This is a genomic window from Stenotrophomonas sp. SXG-1, assembly GCF_014083965.1.
Lineage (GTDB): Bacteria > Pseudomonadota > Gammaproteobacteria > Xanthomonadales > Xanthomonadaceae > Stenotrophomonas > Stenotrophomonas geniculata.
Map to the genome: position 1 here is coordinate 773,692 of NZ_CP046588.1, position 14,981 is coordinate 788,672.

Genomic DNA, 14,981 nt, shown 5'->3' on the forward strand with positions numbered 1-14,981 from the left:
GCGGTGCGCAGCGGTAATCAGGGGCGGTCGTTGTGGACCGCGGTCACGCGCAGGCGCAGCTTGCGGCCGCCGGGCGCGTTCCAGTCGATGCTCTGGCCGATCGAAAGGCCGAGCAGGGCACTGCCGACCGGGGCCAGCACGGAAACCTTTCCTTCATCGACGTTGGCTTCGCGGGGGAAGACCAGGGTCAGGACGTGCTTCTCGCCCGAGACTTCATCTTCGCACTCCACGCGCGAATGCATCATGACGATGCCTTCGGGAATCTGGTCCGGTGCCAGCACGGTGGCACGGTTGAGTTCTTCAGCAAGCGCGAGCGCGGCAGGCGTCTGGCTCAGCGCAGGGGATTCGAGCATGGCGTCCAGGCGGTCCATGTCGAAGGTGGAAACGGTGATCGACGGCGGCAGGCCGCTGGCGGTACTCATGGTGAAGCTCCTTGGTTGAAAGCCATGCAAAAGGCGGCACCTGCTGGCGCCGCCTGTCTGTATTGTGGGGACAAATGCGGCCGGAATCGACTCCTGCCGATTCCAGGCCGGTACTGCGGGGGCTCAGCCGTTCAGCGCGGGGCCGGGCAGGGCGGCAGTGTCGCCGGCGGTGTTGACCGCCTCCAGGGTGAACAGCGCCTGCGGCAGGCGCTTGAACTGGTCGGCCAGCTCCATCAGGAAGTCGTTCATGGCCGAGCTGCGGCGCCAGATCATGGCGATGCGGCGGCTGGGACGGCCCTCGCCGGTGAAATCGAGCAGGCGGATGTTGTTCGAGCGCGGGACCGGCGGTTGCACCGACAGGCTCGGCAGCAGGGTGATGCCGACGTCGGCGGCGACCATCTGCCGCAGCGTCTCCAGGCTGGTGGCGCGGAACTCGGACTTCTCGTTGGCGCCGAACAGGCGGCAGACTTCCAGCGCCTGGTCGCGCAGGCAATGCCCGTCTTCCAGCAGCAGCAGCTTCTGCGTGGCCAGTTCCTGCACGTCCAGGTGCTCGCGGCGGGCCAGCGGGTGGCGCCCGGAAACAGCCAGCAGGAACGGTTCTTCGAACAGGAACTCGGCGTGCAGCTGGTCGTCGATCACCGGCAGCGCCAGCAGTGCGGCGTCCAGCTTGCCCTCGCGCAGGCGGTCCAGCAGCACGTCGCTCTTTTCTTCGACCAGCAGTAGTTCCAGTTCGGGGAAGCGCTCGCGGATGCGCGGGATCACATGCGGCAGCAGGTACGGGCCCAGGGTCGGGAAGATCCCCAGGCGCACCGTACCGGCTTCCGGGTCGCGGCTGCGTCGCGCCGCTTCCTTCAGCTGTTCCACTTCGGACACGATCACCCGCGCCCGCGCGGCAGCCTCCTGGCCGGCCGGGGTCAGCATCACCTTGCGCGGTGCGCGTTCCACCAGCGGCAGGCCCAGCTCTTCTTCCAGCTTGCGGATCTGCGTGGACAGCGTTGGCTGGCTGACGAAGCAGGAGGCGGCAGCCCGGCCGAAATGCTTGTGGTCGGCCAGGGCTACCAGGTACTTCAGATCACGTAGGTTCATCCTTACACCCCAGGGGTAACGGACCGGCTGACGGCGTGGTTACCCGACAGGCAGACAATGTTCCCGGTGATCTGGGAACGGTGGATCAGGCAGCTTCAGCAACGGCACCGCTGCTGCTGCTCACCGACGAGCGGATCAGGTGGTCGAACGCGCTCAGTGCGGCGGTCGAACCGGCGCCCATGGCGATGATGATCTGCTTGTAGGGTACCGTCGTGCAATCGCCGGCGGCGAACACACCCGGCAGGTTGGTCTGGCCGCGGTCGTCGATGACGACCTCGCCACGCGGCGACAGCGCCACGGTGTCCTTCAGCCACTCGGTGTTGGGCAGCAGGCCGATCTGCACGAAGATGCCTTCCAGCTCGACGCGGTGGGCGTCGCCGCCGACGCGGTCCTTGTAGACCAGGCCGGTGACACGGCTGCCGTCGCCCAGCACCTCGGTGGTCTGCGCGCTGGTCAGCACGGTGACGTTGGCCAGGCTGCGCAGCTTCTTCTGCAGTACTTCATCGGCGCGCAGGCTGGAATCGAATTCCAGCAGGGTCACATGCGACACGATGCCGGCCAGGTCGATGGCCGCTTCCACGCCGGAGTTGCCGCCGCCGATCACCGCCACGCGCTTGCCCTTGAACAGCGGGCCATCGCAATGCGGGCAGTAGGCCACGCCCTTGTTGCGGTACTGGTCCTCGCCCGGCACGTTCATCTGCCGCCAGCGTGCGCCGGTGGACAGGATCACCGAACGCGACTTCAGCACCGCGCCGTTCTCCAGCTGCACCTGCACCAGGCCGTCTTCACCGGCCGGCACCAGCGCGCTGGCGCGCTGCAGGTTCATGATGTCCACCTCGTACTCGCGCACGTGCTGTTCCAGCGCCGTGGCCAGCTTCGGGCCTTCGGTCTCCTTCACCGAAATGAAGTTCTCGATCGCCATGGTGTCCAGCACCTGGCCACCGAAACGCTCGGCGGCGATGCCGGTGCGGATGCCCTTGCGTGCGGCGTAGATCGCTGCTGCCGCACCAGCCGGGCCACCGCCCACCACCAGCACGTCGAAGGCGTCCTTGGCGGCGATCTTCTCGGCATCGCGCTTGCTGGCGTTGGTGTCCAGCTTGGCCACGATCTGCTCGAGGGTCATGCGGCCCTGGTCGAACACTTCACCGTTGAGGTAAACGGTCGGCACCGACATGATCTCGCGCTTCTCGACTTCGTCCTGGAACAGGGCACCGTCGATGGCCACGTGCTGGATGCGCGGGTTGAGCACCGCCGCCAGGTTCAGCGCCTGCACCACGTCCGGGCAGTTCTGGCAGGACAGCGAGAAGTAGGTTTCGAACCGGTACTCGCCTTCCAGGTTCTGCACCTGCTCGATCAGCTCGGCGGTGGCCTTGGACGGGTGGCCGCCCACCTGCAGCAGGGCCAGCACCAGCGAGGTGAACTCGTGGCCCATCGGCAGGCCGGCGAAGGTCAGGTGGATATCCTGGCCCGGCGTGCCCAGGTCGAACGAGGGCACTCGGCCCTGGCCGTCACGCAGCACCTGCAGCGAGATCTTGTCCGACAGGCTTTCCAGGGTCTGCAGCAGTTCCAGCATTTCCTGCGACTTGGCGCCGTCGTCGGCGTGCGCGGTGATCTGGATCGGGCGGGTCACGCGCTCCAGATAGGTCTTCAGCTGCGACTGCAGGTTGGCGTCCAACATCGGGTCATCTCCTGGCTTCAGGCAAACAGGGGGCGTGGCACCGCTGTAGAAGGTAGCGGACCAGCAGGGGGTAGGGGTGAACCCAAGACAGCGACCGTGGAAGGGGCTGGCTGGCCAAGGCTGGCGCGCGTTGGCTGTCTTGGGTTCACCCCCACGCCGGCGGGGGGACCGGCACGGGGATGAAAGGCGCGCCGTGGCGTGGAGCCACGGCAGGCCGGTACTGCGTTAGATCTTGCCGACCAGGTCCAGCGACGGGGTCAGGGTCTTCTCGCCTTCCTTCCACTTGGCCGGGCAGACCTGGTTCGGGTTGGCGGCGGTGAACTGGGCAGCCTTCAGCTTGCGCAGGGTCTCGGAGACGTCACGGGCGATCTCGTTGGAGTGGATCTCCAGGGTCTTGATCACGCCTTCCGGGTTGATGATGAAGGTGCCGCGCAGGGCCAGGCCTTCTTCCGGAATGTGCACGCCGAAGGCATTGGTGAGCTGGTGGGTCGGGTCGCCGACCAGCGGGAACTGGGCCTTGCCGACGGCCGGCGAGGTTTCGTGCCACACCTTGTGCGAGAAGTGGGTATCGGTGGTGACGATGTAGACCTCGGCGCCGGCCTTCTTGAACTCGGCGTAATGGTCAGCCGCGTCCTCGATCTCGGTCGGGCAGTTGAAGGTGAAGGCGGCCGGCATGAAGATCAGGACGGACCACTGGCCCTTCAGGCTGGCGTCGGAAACCTTGATGAACTCGCCATTGTGGTAAGCGTTGGCTTCGAACGGCTGGATCTGGGTGTTGATCAGGGACATCGTTTTTCCTCTGGTGAAGGGGAGTGGGTGAATCGACAGGAGCTAGGTTACCGATTCGCTCGCGATAAGAACAATCCATTGATTGCATCTATTTGATAGATGGAGTCTATCAAAGTGCCATGAGCCAGCACTGAACCATGCCGCTCCCATCCTGCAACTGCTTGTGTGACAAGGAAAATCGCCCGGGATGTGTGGAGAGGGCTGATAGCCCCTCCTTATGTCCTCTGGCGAAACCTGAACGGATTCCAGCTTTTTGTAGCGTCGAGCCATGCTCGACGGTGGACCTGTAGAGCCGAGCCTACGCTCGGCTGTTCCAGAAGTAGCCGAGCATGGGCTCGGCTCTACAATTGAGGCATGTCTTCCCAAACCGAACCCACCCTGCGCCAGATCGTGGCCGAGGCCAGCGCCCGCCTGGGCGGCATCGACGCCCGCCACGAGGCCGAACTGCTGCTGCTGCACGTACTGGAGCGCCCGCGTAGCTGGCTGTTCGCCCATGCCACCGATCCGCTGGCCGCTGCCGAACAGGCCACCTTCGAAGCACTGCTGGCCCGCCGCGTGGCCGGTGAGCCGGTGGCCTACCTGACCGGCCGCCGCGGTTTCTGGACGCTGGACCTGGAGGTCGACCCGGCCACGCTGATTCCGCGCCCGGAAACCGAGCTGCTGGTGGAACTGGCGCTCGAGCGCCTGCCGGCCAATCGCGACTTGCAGGTGGCCGACCTCGGCACCGGCAGCGGTGCGATCGCCTTGGCGCTGGCCAGCGAGCGGCCGCAGGCGCAGGTGCTGGCCACCGATGCCAGCCTGGGCGCGCTGGCCGTGGCCAAGCGCAACGCCGCGCGCCATGAACTGCGCAACGTGCGCTTCGCCGAGGGCGGGCACGACTGGTATGCGCCGCTGCAGGGCGCGCGTTTCGACCTGATTGCCAGCAACCCACCGTACATCGCCAGCGACGACCCGCACCTGGAACAGGGTGAACTGCGCTTCGAACCGGCCACCGCGCTGGCCTCGGGTCCGGATGGCCTGGATGACATCCGCCGCATCGTCGACGGTGGCCAGGCCCACCTGCTGCCTGATGGTTGCCTGCTGATCGAGCACGGTTGGGACCAGGGCGAGGCGATCCGCGCGCTGTTCGACGCGGCGGGTTTTGTCGAGGTGCAGACCGTGCAGGACCTGGAGCAGCGCGACCGCATCACCCTGGGCCGGCGTCCGGCCTAGAATGGAGGTTCTCCTGCCTCGGCAGGGCATCACCCTGGAGCTGCACGCATGCGTACGCTGTACCCCGCCATCACCCCCTACGACGTCGGCACCCTGAAGGTCGACGATCGCCACACCCTGTACTTCGAACAGTGCGGCAACCCGGACGGCAAGCCGGTGGTGATGCTGCACGGTGGCCCGGGCGGCGGCTGCAGCGACAAGATGCGCCAGTTCCACGACCCGTCCAAGTACCGCATCATCCTGTTCGACCAGCGCGGTGCCGGCCGTTCCACCCCGCACGCGGATCTGGTGGACAACACCACCTGGGACCTCGTTGCCGATATCGAGAAGCTGCGCGAACACCTCAAGGTCGATCGCTGGCAGGTGTTCGGTGGCAGCTGGGGTTCGACCCTGGCCCTGGCTTATGCCGAGACCCATCCGCAGCGCGTGACCGAACTGGTCCTGCGCGGCATCTTCATGCTGCGTCGCTGGGAACTGGAGTGGTTCTACCAGGAAGGCGCCAACCGTCTGTTCCCGGATGCGTGGGAGCATTACCTCAAGCCGATTCCGCCGGTGGAACGTCATGACCTGATCTCGGCCTTCCACCGCCGCCTGACCAGCGACGACGAAACCACCCGCCTGGAAGCGGCCAAGGCGTGGGCGGTGTGGGAAGGCGCGACCAGCTTCCTGCATGTCGATGATGACTTCATCAACAGCCACGAAGACCCGCATTTCGCGCTGGCGTTTGCCCGCATCGAGAACCACTACTTCGTCAACGGCGGCTTCTTCGAGGTGGAAGACCAGCTGCTGCGCGACGCACACCGCATCGCCGATATTCCGGGCGTGATCGTGCACGGCCGCTACGACGTGGTCTGCCCGCTGGCCAACGCCTGGGACCTGACCAAGGTATGGCCGAAGGCGAAGCTGGAAATCACCCCGGCCTCGGGTCATTCGGCGTTCGAAGCCGAGAACGTGGATGCGCTGGTACGCGCCACCGATAGCTTTGCCTGATCGGTAGTGCCGGCCGCTGGCCGGCAACCGGGAAAGGGTTGGATCGCGCAGACGCCGGCCAGCGGCCGGCGCTACCAGTCCCCCGCCAGCAACGCGTCGGCCAGCACCTGAAGCTTCGGCGAATGCTGGCGCGACGGCGGGTAGATCAACGACAGTTCGCGGCTGCGGCCCTCGAAGGGCTGCAGCACGCGCTGCAGGCGGCCGTCGGCCAACGCATCGGCCACCGCGAAATCCATCACCTGCACGATGCCGATACCGGCGATGGCCGCTTCCACCAGCGGATCGCCGCTGTCGAACACCATCCGCGTCGGTGGTGTGACCTCACGCAGTTGCCCGTCCTGCAGAAACTGCCAGTCCACCAGCCGGCCACTGCGCAGGTTGCGCACCGCCAGGCAGGCGTGATCCTGCAGCGAGGCTACATCGCCCGGTGCGCCACAGCGGGCCAGATAGGCGGGGCTGGCCACTGTCACCCAGCGCAGCGGCCGCAAGGGCCGCGCGACGATGCGCTGGTCGGCGATGACGCCGGTGCGCAGCGCGGCGTCGAAACCTTCTTCAACCAGATCGACCAGGCGGTCGCTGAGCACGGCTTCCACCTGCAGCTGCGGATGCTGTTGCAGCAACGGCGCCAGCATCGGCACCAGCACCTTGCGCCCGAACATCGACGGCGCACTGATCTTCAACGTGCCCGAGGGCGTGCACGGGCGGTCGGCCAGTTGCCGCTCGGCATCGTCCAGGCCGGCCAGCAGGGGGGCCACCTGTTCCACGAACTGGCGGCCATCCGGGGTCAGCGCCACGTTGCGGGTATTCCGCTGCAGCAGCTTCACCCCCAGCGTGGCCTCCAGCCGGCCGATCGCGCGGGACAGGCCGGACTGGCTCAGGCCGAGCTGGCCGGCGGCCACCGTGAAGCTGCGTGCTTCGGCGACCTGCACCAGCATGCGCACCGCATTGAGGTCCATCGAGGCTGCATTCATGCTGAAAATCATGACAGATATGGGCGGCAGGGGGTTTATTGAGTTGTCCGCATCAATGAGACTGCGCTCCCCCCACCGCTCCAACCCGCCGATGCCTCCCCTCAAATACCCGCGCTGGGCGCTGACCCTGCTGGCCACCGCGCAGCTGATCATCGCCCTGGACGCCACCATCATCTTCGTCGCCCTGCACGACATGGGCCGCGCGTTGCAGATCAACGCGCAGCAGTTGCAATGGGTAGTCAGTGCCTACACCGTCGCGTTCGGCGGCAGCCTGCTGCTGGGTGGCCGCGCCGCCGACCTGATCGGCCGCCGCCGTTTCTACCGGCTGGGCATGCTGCTGTTCGCACTGGCCTCGCTGCTTGGTGCGCTGGCGCCGAATGCGACCCTGCTGATCATCGCGCGTGCCGCACAGGGCGTCGGTGCGGCGCTGCTGTTCCCGGCTACGCTGGCATTGATCAACACGCTGTACGCCGAAGGTCCGGTGCGCAACCGCGCGCTGGCGATCTGGAGCATGGCCAGCGCTGTCGGCCTGGCGCTGGGCACGCTTCTGGGTGGCGTATTGACCCAGGCATTCGGCTGGCCGGCGGTGCTGGCGGTGATCGTGCCGTTGGCCACCGCCTGCGCCGTCGCCGCCGGTGCGTGGCTGCCGGCCGATGGTCCCCGAGTGCAGGGGCGCTCGTTCGACCTGGCCGGCTGCCTCACCGTCACCGCCGGCGGCAGCCTGCTGGTTACCACCCTGGTGCAAGGGCCGGAGTGGGGCTGGACGGCGCCGGCCACGCTCATCTGCCTGCTGCTTTCAGCGGTACTGCTGACCGTGTTCGTGCGGATCGAGAAGCGCAGCCGTGATCCGCTGATGCAGTTTTCGCTGCTGCGCCTGCCCGGCCTGCGCGCGGCACTGGGCCTGACCTTTGCCTTCATGAGCAGCTACGGCGTGCAGTACTACTTCCTGGCGCTGTACTTCCAGGATGGCTATGGCTGGAGCCCGCTGCAGGCTGGCATGGCGTTCCTGCTGCCGACGCTGGTGTGCACCTTCGGCATCCGTATTGCCGAACGCATGCTGCGGCGCCGTTCGCCACGGCAGGTGCTGGCCCGGGGCTTCGCCGCCGGTGCCATCGGCATCGCCGCGGTGGCGCTGGCAATGCCGCATGGCGCCGGCTACTGGCCGCTGCTGCCGGGCATCGTGGTGCTCAGCATCGGCCAGGGCATGAGCTGGACGGCGATGTGGATCGTGGCCGGGCAGGGGGTGCCGGGACCGCAGCAAGGTGTCGCGTCCGGCATGGCGGCCACCGCCCAGCAGATCGGCGGCGCCTTGGGATTGGCGGTACTGGTGATGATCGCCAACGCCGCGCGCGGCACGCAGGCAGCAACCAGTCCCGATGCCCTGCAGGGCATGGTCAATGCACAGTACGGCGCCGCGCTGTTCGCCGCGCTCGGCGTGGTGATCGCGCTGGGTCTGCGCCCGGCGCCGGTAGACTCGGCAGCGACCGCCTGCCTGAGCACCGACGCATGATCGAACTGCTGGACCTGCGACAGACCCTGCATGCCTTCGCCGCCTGCAACGATGATGATGAGGTGTGGAACGCCTTCGGCTGGGTGATGGCCAGCGACGAGGACCTGCTGGCGGCACGGCTGTGGTTGCCGTCATCCAGTGATGAAGCGCTGGATGACGATGGCGAGCGATCGGCCGCTTCGGCAGCGATGGGGCTGTTCCCGTATCTGGAACCGGCGACGTTTGCCGACGTGCTGGATGTGCAGAAGCGGCAACGCCCGCTGTCGTCGCTGCAGGACTACGCACAGGCGCTGGCGTACTACGCCGAGTACGACGCGTTCCAGCAGGTCGAGGGTATCGACGAGGCCCTGGGCGAAGCGGAAGCTGCGGAACAGGTGGCTGCGCGCGCGGCGGGTGTGGGCACAGGCATCTTCGCGTCCTTCGATCTGACGCTGTGAGCGTGCCCGCAGGGGCAGATCAAAGCCGCAGCCCAGTGCGTGGCGCGCCTGCTGGAGATTCCGGTGGGCGAGGCGTTGGCGTGCTGCCGCGCGTTGCCGCTGGTGCTGGGTGAAGCGCTGGATCGTCGCCGCGCGCAGGCGATCAAGGATGACTTCGATGTCATCGGCGCAACGCTGCAGGTTCAGGGTTTCAAACCGCTCCCGTGGATGGACGCGCCTACGCTGCGGTAGCGCCGGGCCATGCCCGGCGGCATTCCGTTGCGCCGCCGCGATGCGGCTCGCCGGGCGTGGCCCGGCGCTACCGAGCTTCGGTCGGGTGGATGACGTTCAACCAAACGCCAGCAACTGCGGCTGCAATGCGCTGAAGATCCGCGCCAGCCGCTCCGCCCACGCCTGCTGCCCGGCCACGTCGGCAATCAGGTCCTGGCGGATCTCCAGCTCCACGTGCACCAGGCCACGGCCTTCGCCATGCACCGGCACCGCATAGTCACTGGTACTGCTGACCGAATACGGCTCATTGTCACCCACCACCAGGTCGCCCTCGTCGCGCAGTGCCTGCAGCAGCGCATGGGCAAAACGCGTGTCCTGGTGGTACAGCACGCCGGCATGCCACGGCCGCTGCATGCCGTTCATCGCCGGAGTGAAGCTGTGCATCATCACCAGCAGCGTGGGGCGGCCGGCATCACGGCGTGCATCAAGCTCGGCGTCGATGCGCGCATGGTAGGGCGCATGGATCGCATCGATACGCTGCTGCCGCTGCGCCGCCGACAACCCGGCATTGCCCGGCACCACGGTGTGGTCGCTCACTTCCGGAATCAGCGTCGGCGAGGCCAGCGGACGGTTGCAGTCGATCAGCAGGCGCGAATAGGTCTGTTCGATCGCCCAGGCGTCCAGCCGTTCGGCCAGTGCGCGGGTGGTGCCGGCAATGCCGATGTCCCAGCCGATATGGCGGTCCAGCTCGGCCTGCGCCAGGCCAAGGCCTTCCAATGCTCGCGGCACCTGCTGGCCGGCGTGGTCGGCCAGCAGCAGGTACGGTGAGGCGCCCTGCGGCCGGTGGAGGGTGTAGATCGCCGGGTCGTCGGCGCCCAGCAGCGCCGGCAGCGCATGCAGGTCGGCGTCAGCCACGCGGGCGTCCGTCCAGGTGGTGCTCGATCATCCACAGCCCGGCCCAGAGCTTGGCATCCAGCTCGTAGCCTTCGCCCATCTTCTGTACCAGCCAGGCCGCAGCCTCACTGCGCGGAATCTCGTGCACGGTGATGTCCTCGCTGTCATCGCCGCCGCCTTCGCCGATCCGGCGCAGGCCGGTGGCGCGCACGAAGGCGATCTTCTCGCTGCTGGCGCCGGAAGAAGTCGGGCCGATCATCAGCACTTCGGCGTGATCGGCGGTCCAGCCGGTTTCTTCTTCCAGCTCGCGCACCGCCGAGACTTCGATCGATTCGCCGGCGTGGATGTCGCCGACCAGGCCGGCTGGCATCTCGATGGTGGGGGCCTGCAGCGGTACGCGGAACTGCTCGACGAACAGCACCTTGTCCTCCGGCGTGACGGCGATGATGATCGCGGCCAGGCCACCGGCGTGGGTGCGTTCGCTGTACTCCCAGGTGCCGCGCACCAGCATGCGCTGGTACTTGCCTTCATAGACGACACGCGGGGCTTCGGTGTTGCGCTGGCTCATGCGGGCTCGCTGTGGGTGGGAAGAATGTCGGGTACGCCGGCGGCATCGAACAGCCGACGGCGGGTCATCGGGCCGAAGCGCAGGGCCTGGCACAGGCCACCGAGCAGCTCCGGGTCGGCCGCCTGGCGCAGCAGGCCGGGCTGGCTGCCTTCCAGAGGTGCGTCCAGCGCGATGGTGGTCAGCTGGCGCCAGAGCAGGGCGTGCTCGCGCTGTTCGCGCAGGCGCACGGCCATCTGCGCGGCACCGCGCAGGCGCAGGAACGGCACTTCGTCCAGGCGTTCGTACAGCGCATCCATGCTGCCGAAATGGGCCAGCAGCACGGCGGCGGACTTGCTGCCGACACCACTGACGCCGGGAATGTTGTCCACCGCATCGCCGCACAGTGCCAGGTAGTCGGCAATCTGGTGGGCGTGCACGCCGTGCCGCGCCTTCACCCCGGCCACGTCCCAGCGCTGGTTGCGTGCGTAGTCCCACTGCTCGTCGTGATCCAGCAGCAGCTGCGAGAGGTCCTTGTCGGCGGAAATGATCACCCCGCGGTGGCTGCCACGGTGGACGTGCAGCGCGCTGCCGATCAGGTCATCGGCCTCGTATTCGTGGTGGGCCAGCACTGCAAGGCCCAACGCCGCGCACAGCGCCTTGCAGTGCACGAACTGGCGCTTGAGCGCCTCCGGCGCCGGGTCGCGGTTGGCCTTGTAGGCCGGATACAGGCGGTGGCGGAAGCCACTGTCCAGTGCTTCGTCGAAGGCGATGGCGATGTGCCGCGGGCGCTCGCGCTCGAGCAGGTCCAGCAGGAAGCGGGCGAAGCCGTGCACCGCGTTGGTCGGCCAGCCCTGCGCGTCCTGGAACTGGTCCGGCAGCGAGTGCCAGGCGCGGAACACGTAGATGCTGGCGTCGACCAGGTACAGCGAGGGCGGCGCTGCCGGCAGGCTCATGCTGGCGGCGTCCAGTCGCGCAGCAGGGCCGCCGGATCGGGGCGCTCGCGTTCGGGGACGGCGGCCTTCGGCGTGCCGATATGGATGAAACCGGCGATGCCTTCGCCCTCGGACAGCCCCAGATAGGCCTGCACGGCCGGGTCGAAGGCCATCCATGCGGTCAGCCACTGCGCACCGAAGCCCAGCGCCTGCGCGGCCTGCAGCAGGGCGAAGCAGACGCAGCCGGCGGTCATCAGCTGTTCCTGTTCGGGCACTTTCGGGTCCGGACGCGGACTGGCCACCACCACGATCACCAGCGGCGCATGGCTGAAACGCTGGCGGTCCTTTTCGAATACCGCCTCACCGGCATGCGGGTCGCGCTGGCGGCTGCGCTCGGCCAGGAAGTCGCCCAGAGTGTGACGTGCATCGCCGGCGATTTTCAGGAAGCGGAACGGTACGCGCTTGCCGTGGTCGGGCACGCGCACGGCCGAGGCCAGCATGCGCTGCAGGGTGGCCGGATCCGGTCCGGGCTCGCCCAGTTGCCGCGAGGGCACCGAGCGGCGGGCATCCAGGGCAAGCAGGGCAGCGGGGTCGGGCATGGAATCTGAACCGGTCATCACGGGTGTTTGATTATAGTCGGGGTGGTCAATGACGCCGTTTGTGTCGCGTCTCGCCCCTGAATATCAAACTGTGATGAACATCATGCCACTGGCGGGAAAGGGACGACCGCTTCCTCTCGCCTCGTGGGCCTCGCACGGCTTACGATATCTATCTTGCCGGGCCGCCGGTCATGAGGTTTGAAGTGAGGACTGTTTCACTGTCCGTGACGGGCTGGCCGGCCTACCATCGACGTACCGGTACATGGGGTGTGCCGGTCGTCGCGATGTCCATGCTGTCTGTCGTATCAGAGAAGGTGGGGAGCCTTCCCGAATGATGAGCGCGCCCACACCGATGGGGTCGCCGGGCCGTGACCCGGTCCAGCTTCAGCGTGCCCGGGACATGGTCCTGCCGGCGCTGTGCCAGGCTTTCGGGGCCGCACTGGCGCGTTTCGACGATGCACTGTTCGACCGGGCCGGCAATGCAGGCTCGTCGCAGCTGCTGTTCCTGGATGCGATGCGCGAGCTGCGCCGCCGCCGTGAGGACATCGCCGCCGCCTTTGCCGGCCACCTGCAGCGGGCCTGGGATGCACTGGCCAGTGGCGAGCCGCTGTCGGCCGAAGCCACCCTGTCCGGACCGGCCGAGGATGGCCTGAGCCTGCTGGCTGAACATGTACTGGAGTCGCGGCTGGCGGTGCGCAATTTCGCCACCGTGCTGCTGCGCGACTTCAAGCCGGTGCTGGCGCGGCTGGACCGGCGCCTGGGCCGCTTGATCGGCGGCGCCGAGCTGGATGCCGACCACAATCCGGTCAGCCCCGAGCACCTGGGTGTGGCCATCCATGAGGCCTTTGCCGGCTGCGAGCTGGCGCCGGAAGTGCACCTGGTGCTGATCAAGCTGTGCGAACGCGACCTGCGCGCGCCGGTGGGCCGCATCTACGAGAAGCTGGACGAGCAGCTTGCCGCCGCTGGCGTGATGTCGCAGATGGGGGCGCCGCGGCGTCCGCTGTCGGCCGCGCCCGACCCGCGCATGGCGCCGGGGGCGGACGATCTGGTCGAGCCGCGCCACGCGGCGGGCTTCGAATCCGAATTCAGCGATGATGAACAGGCCGCGCCGGCCTGGGCGCAGCGGTTCGCCGCGCGCTGGTCCGAGCGCCGTGGCCACATGCAGCAGCACCTCGGGGGCGAGGATGCCGGCAGCGGCGAGGCGTATGCCGGCCAGCAGGGGATGTTGCTGGAGGCCCTGCATGAGCTGCTGCAGCAGACCCGCCATGTTCGCGAGGACGCCACCTCGGCCGCGCAGGTCGCGGTTGGCCAGCACCGCCCGTTGAGCCAGCGCGAGATGATGTCGGTGCTGTCGCTGCTGCAGGCCACGCCCAGTGCGACGCTGCGTGCGGCCATCGGCGAGGACGGCGAATCGTTGGCGCAGCGATTGAAGAGTGAAGTGCTGTCCAGCGCCACCCGGCTTGGCGTCGATCCCGGCCAGACCCGGCTGGACCCGCAGGACGAGGATGCGATTGATCTGGTCGGCATGCTGTTCGACGTGATGCTGGACGAACGCGAGCTGGAAGGCCGCTCACGCGAGTTGATCGGCCGCCTGGTGGTGCCCTTCGTCAAGGTGGCGATGCTCGACCGCCGCATGTTCGTGCAGAAGACCCACCCGGCACGCAAGCTGCTCAACTCGCTGGCCGAAGCCTGCGAAGGCAATACCGGCGAAAGCCAGGCCGAGCGCATGCTGATGGCCAAGGTCGAGGAGATCATCGAACGGCTGGTGGCCGAGTTCAACGAGAACCTGGCGATCTTCCTGACCCTGGAAGAAGAATTCCGCGAGTTCCTCGTGCAGCATCGCCGCCGCGTGGAAATCGCCGAGCGTCGCGCCGCCGAAACGCAGCGCGGCCAGGAAAAGCTGGAAATGGCCCGCAGCCGTGCCGGTGCCGAACTGGACCGCCGCATCGGCGATGCCACCCTGCCGCCGGCCATCGCCGAGTTCCTGCGCCAGCCGTGGCAGCACCACCTGACCCTGGCGCTGCTGCGCGAGGGCGAGGAGGGCGCGTCGGTGGCCGAGGCACTGAGCCTGGCTGACGGCCTGCTGGAGGAAGTGGCCGAGGCCCGCCGCCAGATCGTCGGCAAGCCGTGGCTGCAGGCCTGGCAGCCGGTGCTGGCCAAGGTATTTGCCAGTGTCGGCGTGCACGGCGATGCCGCCACCGGTGCCATCGACGCCTTGCATGACACCCTGCAGGGCATTGCTGAATCGCGCCCGGAACTGCAGCGCGCGCTGCCGGAACTGCCGCAGGTTGCCTTGCCGGCGCCGCCGGTGGCTGAATCGCCCGCGGTCGAGCTGGGCGGGCAGATCGACGCCGACGACTTCGACAACGCCGACGCCGACCGCTTCCGCCGCATGGAAATCGGCAACTGGCTGGACTTCGTCGACAAGGACGGCAAGGTGCAGGCCGGCAAGCTGTCCTGGGTCAGCCCGATCTCCTCGCGCCTGCTGTTCGTCAACCGCCGCGGCGTGCGCTTCTGCGTGGCCTCGCCGGAGGAACTGGCGGTGATGGTGCGGCTGGGCCGGCTGCGCGCCCACGTCGACGATGGCGCCTTCGACAGCGCGATGCAGGGTGTGATCGATCGGCTGGACCCGGGCAGCGCCACCCTGCACTGAGCTGTGGCTGCCTGCTAGGATCGGGAAAACTCACCGATCAGCGGGGACCTG

At 67.7% G+C, this 14,981-nt stretch carries 15 protein-coding genes; 6 read left to right on the forward strand and 9 right to left on the reverse strand.

From position 1 onward, the window contains the following. Nucleotides 1–17: 17 nt before the first annotated feature. The 4 genes from rnk to ahpC form a co-directional block, all read right to left on the reverse strand. Nucleotides 18–422 (reverse strand): nucleoside diphosphate kinase regulator, encoded by a 405-nt coding sequence (gene rnk / locus GOC52_RS03430; RefSeq protein ID WP_005408156.1) that lies wholly within the window; start codon nt 420–422, stop codon nt 18–20. A gap of 123 nt (nt 423–545) precedes the next feature. Further along, nucleotides 546–1,508 carry a LysR substrate-binding domain-containing protein gene (locus tag GOC52_RS03435; RefSeq protein WP_043398116.1) on the reverse strand — a complete coding sequence of 321 codons (963 nt, stop codon included), beginning with the start codon at nt 1,506–1,508 and terminating at the stop codon, nt 546–548. A gap of 85 nt (nt 1,509–1,593) precedes the next feature. Further along, nucleotides 1,594–3,186: an alkyl hydroperoxide reductase subunit F gene (ahpF, locus tag GOC52_RS03440; protein WP_043398119.1), complete on the reverse strand. Its 1,593-nt coding sequence runs from the start codon at nt 3,184–3,186 to the stop codon at nt 1,594–1,596. A gap of 225 nt (nt 3,187–3,411) precedes the next feature. Next, nucleotides 3,412–3,975 carry an alkyl hydroperoxide reductase subunit C gene (gene ahpC, locus GOC52_RS03445; protein WP_005408159.1) on the reverse strand — a complete coding sequence of 188 codons (564 nt, stop codon included), beginning with the start codon at nt 3,973–3,975 and terminating at the stop codon, nt 3,412–3,414. Nucleotides 3,976–4,329: 354 nt separating this feature from the next. Here ahpC and prmC point away from each other — a divergent pair, with 354 nt between their 5' ends. Continuing rightward, nucleotides 4,330–5,187 (forward strand): peptide chain release factor N(5)-glutamine methyltransferase, encoded by an 858-nt coding sequence (gene prmC / locus GOC52_RS03450; RefSeq protein WP_191850681.1) that lies wholly within the window; start codon nt 4,330–4,332, stop codon nt 5,185–5,187. Nucleotides 5,188–5,235: 48 nt separating this feature from the next. Then, nucleotides 5,236–6,177 carry a prolyl aminopeptidase gene (gene pip / locus GOC52_RS03455; RefSeq protein WP_021203202.1) on the forward strand — a complete coding sequence of 314 codons (942 nt, stop codon included), beginning with the start codon at nt 5,236–5,238 and terminating at the stop codon, nt 6,175–6,177. 71 nt (nt 6,178–6,248) lie between these two features. Here the strand turns inward: pip and GOC52_RS03460 are convergent, their stop codons facing one another. Then, a complete protein-coding gene (locus GOC52_RS03460; protein WP_019337039.1) occupies nt 6,249–7,133 on the reverse strand; it encodes a LysR family transcriptional regulator in 885 nt (294 codons plus the stop codon). A gap of 106 nt (nt 7,134–7,239) precedes the next feature. On the opposite strand from GOC52_RS03460, the gene GOC52_RS03465 reads away from it, so the two are divergent. Genes GOC52_RS03465 through GOC52_RS20685 form a run of 3 tightly spaced genes read left to right on the forward strand, consistent with a single transcriptional unit; the run spans nt 7,240 to nt 9,326 of the window. Further along, nucleotides 7,240–8,658, forward strand: coding sequence for an MFS transporter (locus GOC52_RS03465; protein ID WP_191850683.1), 1,419 nt, complete (start codon nt 7,240–7,242; stop codon nt 8,656–8,658). Beyond that, nucleotides 8,655–9,095, forward strand: coding sequence for a DUF7716 domain-containing protein (locus GOC52_RS03470; protein WP_235303985.1), 441 nt, complete (start codon nt 8,655–8,657; stop codon nt 9,093–9,095). Before GOC52_RS03465 ends, GOC52_RS03470 begins: the two co-directional genes overlap by 4 nt. A 39-nt stretch (nt 9,096–9,134) precedes the next feature. Continuing rightward, nucleotides 9,135–9,326 carry a hypothetical protein gene (locus GOC52_RS20685; protein WP_238794420.1) on the forward strand — a complete coding sequence of 64 codons (192 nt, stop codon included), beginning with the start codon at nt 9,135–9,137 and terminating at the stop codon, nt 9,324–9,326. Nucleotides 9,327–9,422: 96 nt separating this feature from the next. On the opposite strand, the gene GOC52_RS03475 is transcribed toward GOC52_RS20685, so the two are convergent. Genes GOC52_RS03475 through GOC52_RS03490 form a run of 4 tightly spaced genes read right to left on the reverse strand, consistent with a single transcriptional unit; the run spans nt 9,423 to nt 12,277 of the window. Further along, complete coding sequence (locus GOC52_RS03475) at nt 9,423–10,220, reverse strand: N-formylglutamate amidohydrolase (RefSeq protein ID WP_043398128.1); 798 nt, start codon at nt 10,218–10,220, stop codon at nt 9,423–9,425. Continuing rightward, a complete protein-coding gene (locus tag GOC52_RS03480) occupies nt 10,213–10,767 on the reverse strand; it encodes an NUDIX hydrolase (protein WP_010481791.1) in 555 nt (184 codons plus the stop codon). Before GOC52_RS03480 ends, GOC52_RS03475 begins: the two co-directional genes overlap by 8 nt. Beyond that, nucleotides 10,764–11,699 carry a 5'-3' exonuclease gene (locus tag GOC52_RS03485; protein ID WP_019338109.1) on the reverse strand — a complete coding sequence of 312 codons (936 nt, stop codon included), beginning with the start codon at nt 11,697–11,699 and terminating at the stop codon, nt 10,764–10,766. Before GOC52_RS03485 ends, GOC52_RS03480 begins: the two co-directional genes overlap by 4 nt. Continuing rightward, nucleotides 11,696–12,277 carry a nitroreductase family protein gene (locus tag GOC52_RS03490; RefSeq protein WP_010481787.1) on the reverse strand — a complete coding sequence of 194 codons (582 nt, stop codon included), beginning with the start codon at nt 12,275–12,277 and terminating at the stop codon, nt 11,696–11,698. Before GOC52_RS03490 ends, GOC52_RS03485 begins: the two co-directional genes overlap by 4 nt. 331 nt (nt 12,278–12,608) lie before the next feature. On the opposite strand from GOC52_RS03490, the gene GOC52_RS03495 reads away from it, so the two are divergent. Continuing rightward, nucleotides 12,609–14,930: a DUF1631 domain-containing protein gene (locus GOC52_RS03495; RefSeq protein ID WP_049453825.1), complete on the forward strand. Its 2,322-nt coding sequence runs from the start codon at nt 12,609–12,611 to the stop codon at nt 14,928–14,930. The last annotated feature ends 51 nt before the right edge of the window (nt 14,931–14,981 follow it).